This is a genomic window from Martinezella hainanensis, assembly GCF_900094555.1.
GTDB lineage: Bacteria > Pseudomonadota > Alphaproteobacteria > Rhizobiales > Rhizobiaceae > Rhizobium > Rhizobium hainanense.
The window spans coordinates 1-15,082 of sequence record NZ_FMAC01000013.1 but is presented as its reverse complement, the minus strand read 5'-3'; the positions used below and the strand labels follow the sequence as shown (position 1 = coordinate 15,082).

Annotated in this window: 13 protein-coding genes; 3 read left to right on the top strand and 10 right to left on the bottom strand. The window is 58.9% G+C overall.

Features of this window, described 5'->3' with window-relative positions; genetic code table 11:
• Nucleotides 1–10 precede the first annotated feature (10 nt).
• The 5 genes from GA0061100_RS28550 to GA0061100_RS34170 all read right to left on the bottom strand — a co-directional run bounded on the left by GA0061100_RS28550 (nucleotide 11) and on the right by GA0061100_RS34170 (nucleotide 5,886).
• Complete coding sequence (locus GA0061100_RS28550) at nucleotides 11–520, bottom strand: DUF934 domain-containing protein (RefSeq protein WP_075856240.1); 510 nt, start codon at nucleotides 518–520, stop codon at nucleotides 11–13.
• Nucleotides 504–2,516 (bottom strand): DUF2849 domain-containing protein, encoded by a 2,013-nt coding sequence (locus tag GA0061100_RS28545; RefSeq protein WP_075856239.1) that lies wholly within the window; start codon nucleotides 2,514–2,516, stop codon nucleotides 504–506. The genes GA0061100_RS28550 and GA0061100_RS28545 overlap by 17 nt, the downstream gene beginning before the upstream one ends.
• A gap of 25 nt (nucleotides 2,517–2,541) precedes the next feature.
• Nucleotides 2,542–3,765 carry a 5-aminolevulinate synthase gene (gene hemA / locus GA0061100_RS28540; RefSeq protein WP_075856238.1) on the bottom strand — a complete coding sequence of 408 codons (1,224 nt, stop codon included), beginning with the start codon at nucleotides 3,763–3,765 and terminating at the stop codon, nucleotides 2,542–2,544.
• 593 nt (nucleotides 3,766–4,358) lie between these two features.
• Nucleotides 4,359–5,195, bottom strand: a complete 837-nt coding sequence (gene cysE / locus GA0061100_RS28535; protein ID WP_075856237.1) for a serine O-acetyltransferase — start codon at nucleotides 5,193–5,195, stop codon at nucleotides 4,359–4,361.
• A gap of 445 nt (nucleotides 5,196–5,640) precedes the next feature.
• Nucleotides 5,641–5,886 (bottom strand): beta/alpha barrel domain-containing protein, encoded by a 246-nt coding sequence (locus GA0061100_RS34170; protein ID WP_083961461.1) that lies wholly within the window; start codon nucleotides 5,884–5,886, stop codon nucleotides 5,641–5,643.
• Nucleotides 5,887–6,100: 214 nt separating this feature from the next.
• Between GA0061100_RS34170 and GA0061100_RS28525 the strand changes: the two genes are divergently transcribed.
• The 3 genes from GA0061100_RS28525 (at nucleotide 6,101) to GA0061100_RS28515 (ending at nucleotide 9,074) form a co-directional block, all read left to right on the top strand.
• Complete coding sequence (locus GA0061100_RS28525; protein WP_075856236.1) at nucleotides 6,101–6,337, top strand: hypothetical protein; 237 nt, start codon at nucleotides 6,101–6,103, stop codon at nucleotides 6,335–6,337.
• Nucleotides 6,338–6,691: 354 nt separating this feature from the next.
• Nucleotides 6,692–7,864 (top strand): phosphoserine transaminase, encoded by a 1,173-nt coding sequence (locus GA0061100_RS28520; protein ID WP_075856235.1) that lies wholly within the window; start codon nucleotides 6,692–6,694, stop codon nucleotides 7,862–7,864.
• Nucleotides 7,857–9,074, top strand: coding sequence for an aspartate aminotransferase family protein (locus GA0061100_RS28515; RefSeq protein WP_075856343.1), 1,218 nt, complete (start codon nucleotides 7,857–7,859; stop codon nucleotides 9,072–9,074). Before GA0061100_RS28520 ends, GA0061100_RS28515 begins: the two co-directional genes overlap by 8 nt.
• Nucleotides 9,075–9,690: 616 nt before the next feature.
• On the opposite strand, the gene GA0061100_RS28505 is transcribed toward GA0061100_RS28515, so the two are convergent.
• The 5 genes from GA0061100_RS28505 to katG all read right to left on the bottom strand — a co-directional run.
• Nucleotides 9,691–10,137, bottom strand: a complete 447-nt coding sequence (locus tag GA0061100_RS28505; RefSeq protein ID WP_075856233.1) for a TadE/TadG family type IV pilus assembly protein — start codon at nucleotides 10,135–10,137, stop codon at nucleotides 9,691–9,693.
• Nucleotides 10,134–10,664, bottom strand: coding sequence for a TadE/TadG family type IV pilus assembly protein (locus tag GA0061100_RS28500; protein WP_159444812.1), 531 nt, complete (start codon nucleotides 10,662–10,664; stop codon nucleotides 10,134–10,136). Before GA0061100_RS28500 ends, GA0061100_RS28505 begins: the two co-directional genes overlap by 4 nt.
• Before the next feature lie 65 nt (nucleotides 10,665–10,729).
• Nucleotides 10,730–12,667, bottom strand: coding sequence for a TadE/TadG family type IV pilus assembly protein (locus GA0061100_RS28495; protein WP_280173858.1), 1,938 nt, complete (start codon nucleotides 12,665–12,667; stop codon nucleotides 10,730–10,732).
• Nucleotides 12,664–12,963: a hypothetical protein gene (locus tag GA0061100_RS34510; RefSeq protein WP_143525558.1), complete on the bottom strand. Its 300-nt coding sequence runs from the start codon at nucleotides 12,961–12,963 to the stop codon at nucleotides 12,664–12,666. The genes GA0061100_RS28495 and GA0061100_RS34510 overlap by 4 nt, the downstream gene beginning before the upstream one ends.
• Before the next feature lie 248 nt (nucleotides 12,964–13,211).
• The coding region (katG, locus tag GA0061100_RS28490) for a catalase/peroxidase HPI (protein WP_075856231.1) at nucleotides 13,212–15,082 on the bottom strand (1,871 nt) is incomplete at its 5' end.

Genomic DNA, 15,082 nt, shown 5'->3' with positions numbered 1-15,082 from the left:
CCGGCAGTCATCAAGTCTTCTCTCGCTTTGTTGTTGAGGCGTCACGCTTGCCGAGTAGCCTTTGCAACAGCGGACCGGCGGTCGAAGTGGTTACGATACCCGGTACCACGCGGGTCCACTGGTCCACCGGGTGATTGGCAGGAAGCTCGATTGAAGAGAAACCGCATTGCATGAGGGCTGCGAACTGATCAGGCAGAATATGTCCGATTGCGCGGATGTCGCCCTCGAACCCATGCTTTTCCCTAAGAGTGCGTGCAAGGGTGAAACCACGGCCATCGCGAAACTTCGGGAATTCCACGACCACCAGGTCAACTCTGCTCAGAAACGCAACGATTCTGTCAGCCGTCGTGCCGGCCGGCGCCAATACGCCCAAAGGTCGACAGAGGGGCGCATCCAATGCGATGGCGGCGAGCGTGCCCAAAGGCAGAACCGTGTTTGGGGGCGACTTGATGTCTTCATACAGATCAGAATAACACCAGACGTCGTCGATGAGATGCGCCAGTTTATTGATGACCTGCATAGACAGCCTCCTTGAATGGAGCCGCACCAAGTCGCCTGTAGGTCTCGATGAATGCCTCGTTGTCAAAGCGGTTGGCTATATAGGCATCGACAATTGCTTCAATCGCATCGGGAACTGCGTCGGCTTCGACACCAGGGCCGATGATGCTTCCGATCGATGCCTTGTCGTCTGCCGAGCCCCCGAGTGTGATCTGGTAGACCTCTTCTCCGTTCTTATCGACGCCAAGCAAGCCAATGTGGCCGACATGGTGGTGCCCACAGGCGTTAATGCAGCCCGAGATATTGAGATCGAGAGGCCCGATCTGCTCCTGCCTCTCCGGATCGGCAAAGCGTTCGGCGATCTTCTGCGCGATCGGGATGGCGCGCGCCGTCGCGAGGCTGCAATAGTCCATGCCTGGGCAGGCAATAATATCTGTCACGAGACCGACATTGGCTGATGCGAGGCCACCTGCGACCAAGCTCTGCCAAAGAACATAGAGCTCGGCCTGTCGAACATGTGGCAAAACGACATTCTGTTCGTGCGAGACGCGGATTTCTCCAAAGGAGAAGCGGTCGGCTGCGTCTGCAATTGCATCCATTTCATCGGCACTGACGTCGCCCGGGATGCCGCCCACCGGTTTCAGCGATATGACGGCCGAAACATAGCCGGGCTGACGATGGGGATGCGTATTGGTGCGGCACCAAGCCCGGAAAGAACGGTCTCGGCGCATCGCGTCATCCAGTTCGGCTGCGCGAATGGCGAGCGACAGGAAAGGCGGTTCGTTGAAGCGCGCCGCGACGGTCGCCACGATGTCGTCCTCAAGAATGTTGTAGGCGGGGGGCATGCCAGCGAATTCTTCCTCGATCATCTCGATGAAGCGCTCTGCCTTCATCTCGCGGATGAGGATCTTGATGCGTGCCTTGTAGATGTTATCGCGGCGACCGAGTGCATTATAGACGCGCAGGATAGCCTCGACATAACGAAGCAGATCGCGAACCGGGAGCCAATCCCGGACCTTGATGCCGACGATCGGTGTGCGCCCCAGGCCGCCGCCGGCAAAAATCTGAAATCCTGGCTCGCCATCAGAGTTGCGCCGAGCCAGGATGCCGATATCATGGACACGCACCGCTGCACGGTCTTGCGGGCTTCCGGTAATGGCGATCTTGAACTTGCGGGGCAGATAGGTGAACTCGGGGTGGTCGGTCGACCATTGACGCAGGATTTCGGCGTAGAGACGCGGGTCGATCACCTCCTCCGCTGCAGCTCCCGCGAAATGGTCGGTCGTGACGTTGCGCACGCAGTTTCCACTTGTCTGGATCGCGTGCAGATCCGCTTCAGCAAGAACTGCGAGGATTTGCGGCGTGTCTGCCAAGCGCGGCCAGTTGAACTGAATATTCTGGCGGGTCGTGAAATGCCCGTAGCCGCGATCGAAATGACGCGCTACGTAGGCAAGCTGGCGCATCTGGGAAGCCGAGAGGACACCGTAAGGCAGCGCAACGCGAAGCATATAGCCGTGCAACTGCAGATAAAGGCCGTTCATTAGGCGGAATGGTTTGAACTCGTCCTCGCTGAGCTCACCGCAAAGACGTCGGTTCACTTGGTTGCGAAACTGCTCGGCACGGTCGCGCAGGAACTGCCGGTCGTATTCGTCGTAGCGATAGATTCCGGCGAACGGTGATGTGGAAGTCGCCGAAGGTGGATTGGGGAGCGGAGTGGCGGCCCAACGCGCGCCAGGAGCCGTGGCGGCAAGATCGGGGCGGACGCTAGGCCCCAGGCTCCTCAGCCTTTCCCGGCGGGCTTTCGGTGCTGGGACACCATCGATGATATCAACCGGGATGCCACGAATATCGACGGCGATATTGTGGTCGCGCGTTTGAAGTCTGTCGATCGATATGACAATTGCTTCATCGTCCAGAACGGCCGCAGACTCCAGCCTGTCGCTCCAACCGTCTGCGATGTCGAGCCAGACGACGACACCGTCGATCAGGCGATTTGCGGTGACGACACTCTGGGTCATGGCGCTCTCCCGAATAGGCTTGCCATCAGGCTGCCCGCCTTGCGGCGGTCCAACCGAGGTCGCTGCCAACGGAAACAAGCGCATCGATGAGCGCGCGCATGTGTGCCTCGGTATGGAGCGGTGTTGGCGTAATTCGAAGCCGTTCCTGCCCACGTGCGACCGTCGGATAGTTGATCGGCTGCACGTAGACGGCGTGCTCGGCGAGCAGCCGCTCGCTGATACGGCGGCACAGATGCGCGTCTCCGACAATGACTGGTAGGATGTGGCTGGGCGTGTCGAGAACGGGGAGCCCGGCATCGATGAGCATCGCCTTGAGCTGTGCCGCATTCGCGGCCTGACGCGCCCGGTCCTCCGGATGTGCTTTCACGTGCTGGATGGCGGCGAGCGCGCCTGCCGCCAGATGCGGACAGAGTGAGGTGGTGAAGATGAAGCTATCTGCCATGCTTCGGATGACATCGATCAGCGTCGCAGGGCCGGTGACATAGCCGCCCATGACTCCAAAGGCCTTGGCGAGCGTGCCTTCAATGATCGTAAGCCGCTGAGCCAGACCTTCGCGTTCGGCGACGCCGCCCCCGCGTCGACCATAGAGGCCAACGGCATGGACCTCATCGAGATAGGTCAGGGCTCCGTGCCTGTCCGCGACGTCGCATATTGCTGCAATCGGGGCAATGTCACCGTCCATGCTATAGACGCTCTCAAACGCGACAATCTTTGGACGCGCCGGGTCCACTGCACTCATCAGCTCGTCAAGGTGGGCCGCGTCGTTGTGGCGGAAAATGAATTTGTCGGCCCCCGATCGACGAATGCCTTCGATCATGGAGTTATGGTTCTGGGCATCCGAGAAAATGGCGCAGTTCGGCAAGACTCGCCCGAGTGTGCCGAGCGCGGCGAGGTTGGAGATCCAGCCTGACGTGAAGATCAGCGCCGCCTCCTTGCCATGGAGGTCGGCGAGCTCGGTTTCGAGGGCGACATGCTGGCAATTGGTACCGGAGATATTGCGCGTGCCGCCGGTGCCCGCTCCCGACATGTCGATCGCCTTGTGCATTGCGGCCAGCACTTCAGGATGCTGACCCATGCCCAGGTAGTCATTGCTGCACCAGACGGTAACTCGCTTCGTTTCTCCGTCCGGTTTGTGCCACAGCGCCGTCGGAAACTCGCCGGCAATGCGCTCAAGCTCGGCGAAGGTCCTATAGCGCCCATCGAGCTTCATCACAGCGAGAAGATCTTCGAACGTCTTGTTGTAATCCATATCAGCACCTTTTGGCGGCCGGCGAATGATGACCGTTCCGCAGACAGAGGCATCACCCTACATTATCTGATAGATTTGTATGCTAATAGGCCATACATTGCAATAGTCATGTACGTTGAACGACTGGGCAAGTTGTCGCGAACGTTCAGAAAGCCTGACAACCAAGCGTCCGGGGGCGTTCTGCTGGAAGCGAAGCCAGCCCAGTGCATTCGCGCGCCGTCTCCGCCGTGTTCTCGGCGGCCGGACGCTCGCGGTATTGGCGAATTTCCGTCCGGCCATGACCAAACTGTATTCAGTTGGCTGTCAAACTGAGCAGTAAGAACGGATTGGGGAGAGAGGACTTTTAAGGCCTTTCGCTTTCCGCGCAGGTTTGCTGATCATGGCGCACCCCGACCTACTTGTAGAGCTTGGCGAAGGGCTCAAGCGAGCCGACCACACCTGTTCGGACTCAGTGGTGTGATTGGAGGCGATGATACGCAGGAATTATACCGAGGCGTTCAAGCGACCACTTCACCGGAATCGGTTTGGTTCTAGGAACATGACCCGATGCGACGTCATATTAAGAATTATTGCACCTCTGTCTCTGCGTTGTATCACAGACCGACGTCATAAAGAGGTTTGCCCTCATCGAAGACCTGATCCATGGTTCGGGACGGTTCTGAAGAGCGATCTTGCCTGACCACCCGTGCAGGAACGCCGGCCACAGTCGTACCGCGAGTGACCGGCTTGAGAACGACAGATCCGGCGCCGATACGTGCATTGGCGCCGATCTCGATTTTTCCGAGAATGGACGCCCCGGCGCCGATCAAGACACCGGATCTGACCTTTGGATGCCGTTCTCCGGTTTCTTTGCCCGTACCACCGAGCGTGACGTTCTGAAGGATTGAGACATTATCCTCGACGATGCTGGTCTCGCCGATGACAATGCCAGTCGCGTGGTCGAGGAAGATGCCGACGCCAAGCCGCGCTGCCGGGTGAATGTCGACTTGGAACACTCGGGAAGCGCAGCCTTGGAGATACAGGGCGAACTCCGTGCGACCGGACTTCCAGAGGGCATTGGCGAACCGATGTGTTTGGAGCGCCAGAAACCCTTTGGCGTGAAGGACGACATGCAGAGCCCTGGTGGTCGCCGGATCGCGCTCAAGGACGGCGACAAGATCGAATGCCGCGGCGGACAGGATACGAGTGTCCTCGTCCAGAAGAGCGTGTAGTGCTGTGTGGAGCGAAGCGGAAGGTTGAGGCGACGAAAGCAGGCCCGCAATCCGACCTATGATCGCGCCGGGGAGATCGCGCGCATCCTTGATGCACGTCATGAGAATGGGCGCCATGAAGATATCTTGCACGGAGGCTTTCTCGGCTTCCGACAGAATGCGCGACCAGAGCTGACGGTCGACGAAATCGACGTTGATCAGGCTTGTGTCGGCGTGCATGACGTCTCCTTCGCTCGTTCACTGGCTCTCTGAGCAATGGAAGCTTTCCAGGTGCCGACGAAAGGCTCGGCATTGGCCCTGATGCCGTCGAGCGACCGTCGCGGTCTGTAAAGATTTCCACGTATCCCAAAACCGCTTGCTCCAGCGGATCTCCAGTCGACCATCCTCTCGGGCGCAATTCCGCCATTTGGAAGAAGGGGGATAATGTAGGCAAAGACCGCTCGCCACACCTTAAGGCCGGTTGGCGAGATGGCCTGCGCCGGAACGATCTTCAGTCTATCGGCATCCGCTTGGGGCGCTGCCAAACCTTCCGTCGGAGTGACAGCGCCTGGGAAGCGCGCCCTCCTTCGTTTATGAGCGGCAGCGATCAAGGCCGTTGAGGCATTCGGCATGACCATGAGCCGCTTACCGACGTGGTGAACGCGCGGAATATCGGCCGGTGACATCACACTCCGGCTCCGATGAGCGCGCCAGCGTGGAACCGTCGCACAAGCTGCTCTATGCCGTTCAGCAGATAGGATGAATTCAACCGAACCTCGAGCAGGTCGAACCCGGCCGCGATGAGGATGCCGGTGGCCTCTTCTGCTTTGTGAGGTGAGATCCAGCGCAGCGCTGCCGCCAGAGAGCAGGGACTGAGGGCGGCCTTGAGTGAGGCGGGCGCGCTACTTGGCCAGTTTGCGCGATGTGACATTGTATGGCTCCTTGGGGTTCAGCCGCAGGGATTTCTGAAAGATGCGCCAGAAATCACCTGCAGTTTGCGCTTGCGACCGCAATTCAACTTTAGAATATCAGATTTTCGCTATTTTGTCTGGATCATGTCGGGTTATACGTGTATGGCTTAATGCCATGCTAATACGACCATCATGTCTTTGTCCAGACATGCCGGCTGCAGGAGGGATTTAGGAATGGATGATGTGATACTCCAGGACGGGCGACACAAGGCCACGCGGGACGGTCAGATTGCTCGCTGGTTCAAACTCGCGGAAATCGGGCTTCATGCCATCTACCTCATCGGCGTGCTGCTGATGGCGTTTAAGGTCTTCACGACCATTCGTGCAAGGAAACCGCGCTCAGAGCTACCGCAGGTCTGGTCGCCTGTGGTTGATCTCATGCTCCAGATCCCTTTCTGCCCGAGAGGTTAGGCCCTTCAAAGCATGCAAGCCCAAGCCAATAGTTCGCCTATGGCAAAGACCTCCGAAATGAATGTCATTTGCGTAGCGATCGAGAAATCGGCGAGGCTTCTATCCGGCTTGTGCTTTTTTCTCGTCGCTCACGGCAGGTCCGAGTGTCAATTGTGGCCCGGACTCTGAATGTGATGACTCACGATCCCGCCGCGGCGTTGCGTCGGCCGGTGTGCCGTTTTCGACGAGGATCTCAACTGGTGGCAAGCGAAGCATGCGCCTTTGACAGCTGCCTCCGAAATCAGCCGCTCGCTCCCGCATTACCTCAGTCTTGCGTGAGGGTTCTCCACATAACGTCTCAAAGGATCCTATCCAATGGCCGCCACCCCGGCAAAGCCGTCAACGAAGCCCTCGAGCCCCAATTTCTCTTCCGGCCCCTGCCGCAAGAGGCCCGGATGGACCTTCAATGTGCTAGAGGGCGCTATCCTCGGACGTTCGCACCGTTCGAACGAAGGAAAGGCAAAGCTGCGAGAGGTCATCGACCTTACGCGCGAGGTGCTTGAAATTCCCGAGGACTATCGAATCGGCATCGTACCCGGCTCAGACACCGGCGCTGTCGAGATGGCGCTTTGGGGACTTCTTGGCGCGCGAGGCGTTGATGTATTTGCCTGGGAGAGTTTCGGCGATGATTGGGTAAAGGATATCGCCCAGGAGCTGGAGCTGGAGGATCGGCGTGTCTTTCAATCGCCCTATGGTGAACTACCGGATCTGTTACAGGCCGATCCATCCCGTGACGTCGTCTTTACCTGGAACGGTACGACATCGGGTGTCCGCGTACCGGACGCCGACTGGATCGACGATAGTCGGACCGGCTTGACCATCTGTGACGCGACCTCCGCCGCCTTTGCGATGGATCTGCCATGGGCCAAGCTCGATGTTACGACCTGGTCGTGGCAGAAAGTGCTCGGTGGTGAGGGCGCGCATGGCATGATCGTCATGAGCCCGCGTGCCATCGCACGACTGACAGATCATGTACCGCGTTGGCCGCTGCCGAAGCTCTATCGGATGGTGAGCCGGGGACTCGTGAGCGAAGGTCTTTTTGTTGGCGAAACCATCAACACGCCCTCGCTGCTGGCCGTAGAGGACGCGATTGACGGACTGAGATGGGCGCGTGACATCGGCGGAATGCCTGCCCTTAAGGCGCGATGCCAGGAGAACTTTAATCGTGCGGCCGAATGGGTCAGCCGTAACGACTGGTGCGATTTCCTCGCCGACCGCGAGGAAATCCGTTCGCAAACTTCCCTCTGCCTCAAAATCGTCGATCCGGATCTGACTGGCAACGTCGCAGAGCAGACCAAGCTCGCTGGCGCCATTGTTGCGAAACTTGCAGAGGAAAACATCGCCTTCGATGTGGGCGCGTATCGCACTGCCCCTCCCGGTTTTCGCTTCTGGGGCGGCGCCACGGTCGATGCTCGCGATCTGGGCCTCGCGCTTGAGTGGCTCGGCTGGGCATACAGCGAGACCCGGAGGGCCAATGCAAATGGCTAGTCCGAACCGCGTGTCCGTTGACGGAGCGCAGCATCTGTTTCCCTGTTTCCAGCGTGCTGAGGTTTCTTTCACACATGGCGAGGGCGCCTGGCTCGTCGGTACCGATGGGAAGCGTTACCTCGATTTTGCGACAGGGATCGCTGTTACTGGTCTTGGCCATTCGCATCCAATCCTGGTTGAAGAATTGCATCGACAAGGAGGAAAGCTGTGGCATGTCTCGAACGCGGTGCGCATCCCCCAGCAGGAGGCACTTGCTCGCCTTTTATGCGAGAAGACCTTTGCCCAGCGGGTATTTTTCAACAATTCCGGGGCCGAGGCCGTAGAGACTGCGATCAAGACAGCGCGTCGATACCAATATGCTTCCGGGCGCCCTGAGCGCTACCGCGTCATCACCTTCGAGGGCGGGTTTCATGGCAGGACGCTCGCGACCATCGCCGCTGGTGGCCGCCACGAATATCTTGAAGGATTCGGACCGGTCGCCCCGGGCTTCGACGTAGTCCCGTTCGGCGATCTTGACGCCCTTCAAACGGCTTGCGGCACGGAGACGGCTGCAATACTCGTGGAGCCGATACAGGGCGAAAGTGGCATACGCAAGCACGACGTCGCCGTATTACAGCGCATCCGGGAGTTTTGCGATCAACAGGACATTCTTTTAATCTTTGATGAGGTTCAGACGGGGGTAGGCCGCACTGGACATCTCTTCGCGTGTCAAGCCGCTGGCGTCGATCCGGATATCCTTGCGGCTGCCAAGGGGTTGGGGAACGGTTTTCCAGTCGCTGCCTGCCTCGCCTCCGAAGAAGTCGGCTCTTGTATGGCGCCCGGAACGCATGGTAGCACCTTTGGAGGCAACCCCCTCGCTATGGCAATCGCCGCCAAGGTGTTGAAAATCGTATCCGATGAGGCGTTCTTAATCACGGTGCGCGACAAGGGCAGGCGGCTGCTAGATCGACTCCTGACGATCGTCGCTGAGTACCCCGGGGCCTTTAGCGCTGTGCGTGGTGAGGGCCTCCTTCTCGGTTTGCGGTGTGTGCCTCCGGTAAAGCTTGTGGTGGCCGCGGCGCAGGCGAACGGGCTTCTCACCGTGACCGCCGGAGACAATGTCATGCGCTTGTTGCCGCCGCTGATTCTTTCCGATGCCGAGATCGAGGAAGGTTTGGCGCGGCTCCGCCGAACCGCTGAAGCTTGTCGCCAAGCGACAAGCGGCCGGTAAGGCCGAAATTCCGGCCGATGCCGGATCGGTACCCGATCAATGAAGGTGCCCATACCCCCTTACACGCCGGAGGCGATCGGCTTTGACCAACGGCTCGATCTGGCGGCCACGGTCCGGGAGTTTCGACACGGGCCGGTCTTCGAAGATTGGGACTGCAATCGACAGCTCACGAGAGCTGGCCGAATTTTTCAACAGGCAATAACGCTAGCGAATAAGACCTTCGCAATTGTTGCAGGAGAGCTCTGATTGTTATTGAATTGAGGAGCGGCGAATGGGCCCCCGGAAGGCATTAAGCCGAAGTGTGAAGGGTGCTCGGAAATGCGGCTGTCATTCGATCTGGCGGCCGACAGCGCCGCATATGATCCAGACGGAGTGACGTGGCGAGGACGCGCTGAACGGCAAATTCACCCACGTAGATCCTCGGCTAACATTTTTCTTAAGAATTCAGCAAATTTCTAACCTAAGCGAGGTCGTGGAGCCGGCCATGGCAGACCGAAAAACTGTTCCGGCTAGTTGGGGGGCGTGGCGATGATAACGGCCTATGCGACCAGGGATTTGAGGTGATGGGGGCTTGCTCACGCCGCGGTGTGAACGAGCTCGATTCCCGCGGGAGCCTTCATTGATTTGCGTAACAGCTTACGGCTCTCAGACTTGTTCCTCCTGCGAACGATGTCAGGAGCATCGGCACGGCGGTGACGAACTGGTAGTTGATTTCGACGCGGGAAACCTCCTCCACTCCGTTGCAACTCGCATCATGGTCTAGCACAATCGATTCGAAACCGATGTCGAGGAGCCAGCCGGCAGCTTTGTTTTCTGCAAAGGTTTTGACTTTGTCGGCACTGTAAACGCCGCCATCTTCGCATTCCAACTGCGGGATGGCCATGCATCGCGCCGTCGCGATCACCGTTTCATGGAGGGCGTGGGTTGTCCACAGCAATCGGGCGAACTCGATAATGCCAAACAACATCAGCAGAAACACAGGAACGACCAAGGCGAACTCCACGGCGCTAGCGCCGGAGCTGGATTTCTGAAGCTGCAGAAGCCTCCGAGCAAGCTGCTTCATCTTGTTCGCACCACCGCATTGGCGCGGACAGAATCGGCGCTGACGATGCCGAAGCCGGAAAGCAGCGGCGTAAATGCTTGCGTGACGCTGATGGCGACATACTTGCCGGCCTGTCCTCCGTCCGGACAGGCCGAGCCGCAGGTTTGACTGCCTCCCCAACTGAGTGAGGATCCACTCCCCTTGGGACAGTAGCAGGCGTCTGCCTGGCTTGTTCGACCATACACCAGGATCTTCGCGCCATTGTAGTCGGCAATGGCACCGTTGTTGACCACCACGGATGCTTGCGTATCGCCAGCCGTATCTTCGCTGGCGATCATGGTTGCTATTTTCGTCGCCAGATCGCTTCCGTTCTTGCTGTCCACCATTTCGGTCTTGATCAGCGCATAGCTGGCGCAATTTGATACGGTCGCTTCCAATTGGAAGCGGGAATAGACCAGCAGCGCCAGGTCGACACCGCAAGCCAGGATCACGGCAAAGATGGGGGTGATCAAAGCGAATTCGATAGCCGCGTTGCCCTCGTTGTCCATCCTCAAGACAGCTCTTGTTCTGCGCAGCGAAAGGACAACTCTCCCAATCGTTCTCTGGAGGAAACTCATTGGACCAACGTCACCTTGCTCTGTGTGCGCGACAGAGTGCACTCCGACATGGCTTGTGAACCGCCGGAAAGCGAAATGCTCGCACCGATCAGTTGCAGGCAGCCGGTTGCGGCGTCACCGATCTGACCACCGCCCCCGAAATCGATGAGCCCGTTTGGAAAATAGAACGCACCGGAAATCTTGCCTCGACCGCCTGATGTGATCTCGGCCCCTGTCGTGTTCTTCGAGGTTTGTGGGCCGATGACGGCGAGATTGGCATAGCTCCCGGTCTGCGGCGCAGTCAGCGTAATTGCGTTGCCGCCTGTCAGGCAAAACGCTTTGCCCTTGCATTCCCAGTCCGAGGGGGTCTCGACGCCTGAGATGATGATCGTCACGTTCTTTCCTGAAACAGCGACGGAATCGCTGCAACTGGCTCCGCCGGTATTGACCGAGAAATATCCGTCGACGGTGTAGATGCCATCGCCAAGCCGGGCGCCGCCGGCCAGATTGACGCTGCCAGATATGTCGTGCTGTGCGCTGGCCGGAATGGTGATGCAGCTTCCGCCGCCACCTCCATTGATGTCGCCATTGACACGGAAGACCCCTGTGCCAGAGCTGGCGTCCGCCATCGATGTTACGGAACCACCGCCGAGCCCGATTGCGTTGTCGCCGCTGGACGTTCCGATGATATAGCTGTTGCTGTTGCCGGCCCCGAGCTTCAGCGTCGCCCCGTCACCGGTATAGAAGCCGGCATCCAATATGAATGTGCTGGGACCATCGATGGTGACTTTGCCCGAGCTGCACAGGCTATAGCGCGCGTCGCCACAAGGGTTGTCCCCTATGCCGAAATGGAAAGAGCCTACGCCGAATGTCAGGTCTGCGCCATAAACTCCCTTCGCAACATTGAAGGTGCCAGCCCCGAATTGCAGCTTCGTGCCGAAATCGTTCTGAATCTTACCTGAGAAGTCATAGGTCGTGTTTTTGGTGCCGGAGAGGTTGAACGTCACCTGAATATTGCCGTGCACCAGCAGGGAGCCGATGCTGATCTTCGTGTCGGAACAGGTGATGTCCCATTTCGCGGTCCAGTACTGGTTGTAGTTCGAGGGATTGTAGCTGCATCCGACGACCTCGATGGCGGCGGCCGTGTCCTTCGGAGAGACGCTGCCCCCAAACTCGATATCCGTCCCTTTCTTAACCGAGGTCTTAGCCGGCCACGAGGCATTGCGGTTGTCGGTAAAGCGTTGGTTGAGCGCGGCCACTTCCGAATTTCCCTCGAGGGGATCACTGGTGTACTGCTTGGTCACAGGCGCTGGACTGCCGTCCGCCTGAACGATGTTGCTTGTCCATGGGCACGGCTGCGATGAGCCCGAATAATAGGTGGCGTTCTTGGCGGTGATCTTGGTCCCGCAGGGCGCAACGAGATCAGCGTTTGAATTGACAGCGCACTTGCTCGCGCCAACGTGCACTCCGCCCGACAAAGTGACACCCGAGCCGGACTTGTCCAAGGCTATGATGCAGCCGCTCCCAGTCGCGCCGAGCGATGAATAGGCTTCTGCTCCGATATCGAGTTTCGAGCTGACGCCGAGAACCGGAGCGAGAAAAAGTGTGTTCGCAGTCGTGATTGTGACACGAACAGCCTGCGCATTGGCGTCTTTCGGGGAAGAGGTTAGCGAGACGGCGACATCGGCATCGTCGATACCATTGAGCTTTGCCACTTGCAGGGCCGCCATCTTCATACGGTCTTCCGACTTGGTGTCGCTATAAGCGAGTGCTCCGGCATAAGATGCAAGGTCGGCCGTGCGTTGGTTCTGATCCTTTACAAGCAATCCGTATCCGTATTCGACAGATAGTGCCGTGAAGCCGATCACGATCGGCAGACACAGAGCTGCCATGATCGCTATGCCGCCGTTCCGATCTTTACGCAGCGACCTGAACTTGGTCAGCGCGGTCCTCATTTTTTAGGGGTTCCTGCAAGAGCCGAACCTGGCGACGGCGCTGATGATGAAAAGACCGGACAGTCGCCTGTTGGCGCATCATCCGTCACGAGTGATAGGTTGCCGCAGCCGTGCGTAGCCCGCTGAATTCGCGCATATAAGGCTTCAAGGTAGTTTGTTATGCTGAGTATCTCTTCGCGCGTATACTCGAATGCATCTCGCATGCCGGCATCGCCGGTAGTGTCCGCTGTGTGAGTGTGGCCGGCTGAATTTTCGGGCTTGATCGGTCGAAAAGGGGCTTCGGTGACTTGCTTCATAATAGGATCTCTCGCTGGGGGATGTCGCAGCTAGGTAAACTTGCGGGAGGAGATGTATGCGTCCTGCCGGAAAATGGATGGAACCATCTCAACGTCGAAGAACAGACGCCTCATATGCGACGGGGCATCGCCATTTCAGTAGGTAACGCTTAGTGAGCCGCTTGTTGATACCGACATTTCAACGTCCTGCGGCGTGTTTTTGCGCAGGTTGCCTTCCCCATCCGGGGATGGGGAAGGCGGTATTATTGTCAGAGGCGATCGAAGCGATCGGCGTTCATGACCTTGGCCCAGGCTGCGACGAAGTCGTGCACGAACTTTGCCTTGTTGTCGTCCTGAGCATAGACCTCGGCATAGGCGCGCAGGATCGAGTTCGAGCCGAACACCAGATCTGCACGGGTTGCCGTCCATTTCACCGCGCCCGAGCTACGGTCCACGATCTCATAGAGGTTGGCCGCCTTCGGGACCCACTTGTAGGCCATGTCGGTCAGGTTGACGAAGAAGTCGGTGGTCAGCGAGCCTTCGCGGTCGGTAAAGACGCCATGTTTTGCAGCGCCGTAGTTGGCGCCAATGACACGCAGGCCGCCGACCAACGCCGTCATCTCATGCGCGGTCAGACCCAACAACTGGGTGCGATCCAGCATCAGCTCTTCGGCGCTGACGGCATAGTCCTTCTTCAGCCAGTTGCGATAGCCGTCGGCCACCGGCTCCAGCGGGCCGAAGGATTCGACATCCGTCTGCTCCTGCGAGGCGTCACCTCTTCCTGGCGCGAAGGGCACTTCGACCGGGAAACCGGCCGCCTTGGCGGCCTGTTCAACGCCATAGTTGCCCGCCAGAACGATGACGTCGGCGATGCTTGCGCCGGTTTCGGCAGCGATCGGCTCCAGGATCGAGAGCACACGCGCAAGACGGATCGGCTCATTGCCTTCCCAGTCCTTCTGCGGGGCCAGCCGGATGCGAGCGCCATTGGCACCGCCCCGCATATCCGATCCGCGGAACGTGCGGGCACTATCCCAGGCGGTGGCAACCACGTCGGCAACGCTCAGGCCGCTGGCCGCGATCTTCGCTTTCACGGTGGCCACGTCATAGTCCTTGCGGCCGGCCGGAACCGGATCCTGCCAGATCAGATCTTCGGCTGGAACGTCCGGGCCGATGTAGCGCGCCTTCGGTCCCATGTCGCGATGGGTCAGTTTGAACCAGGCGCGTGCGAAGACTTCTGAGAAGTAGTCAGGGTCTTTGTAGAAGCGCTCGGAGATTGCGCGATAGACCGGATCGACTTTCAAGGCCATGTCGGCATCGGTCATCATCGGATTGTGGCGGATCGAAGGATCTTCGACGTCAACTGGCCTGTCTTCTTCCTTGATGTTGATCGGCTCCCACTGCCAGGCGCCGGCCGGAGATTTCTTCAGCTCCCAGTCATAGGTCAGGAGCAGGTGGAAGAAGCCGTTGTCCCACTTGGTCGGATGGGTGGTCCAGGCCCCTTCGATGCCGGAGGTCACGGTGTCGCGGCCAATACTGCGGGTCTTGTGGTTCATCCAGCCAAGCCCCTGCTCCGACACATCGGCACCTTCCGGCTCAGCGCCCACATTGGCAGCGTTGCCATTGCCATGTGCCTTGCCCACCGTGTGCCCACCTGCGGTCAGGGCAACGGTTTCCTCGTCGTTCATCGCCATACGGGCGAAGGTGACGCGCACGTCCTGTGCCGTGCGCAGCGGATCAGGCTTGCCGTCAACCCCTTCAGGGTTCACGTAGATCAGACCCATGACCACCGCGGCTAGCGGGTTTTCCAGCGAGGCACGGTCATCGTCGCTGTGATAACGGGTGCTGCTCAGCCACTCTTTTTCCGAGCCCCAGTAAATATCCTTCTCCGGATGCCAGATGTCCTCGCGGCCAAAAGCGAAGCCGAAGGTCTTCAAGCCCATCGATTCATAGGCAATCGTGCCCGCCAGGATGATCAGATCGGCCCAACTGATCCGGTTGCCGTATTTCTTCTTGATCGGCCACAACAGACGGCGCGCCTTGTCGAGGTTGGCGTTGTCCGGCCACGAGTTTAGCGGAGCAAAACGCTGGTTGCCGGTGCCAGCCCCGCCACGGCCATCCGTCGTACGGTACGATCCCGAAG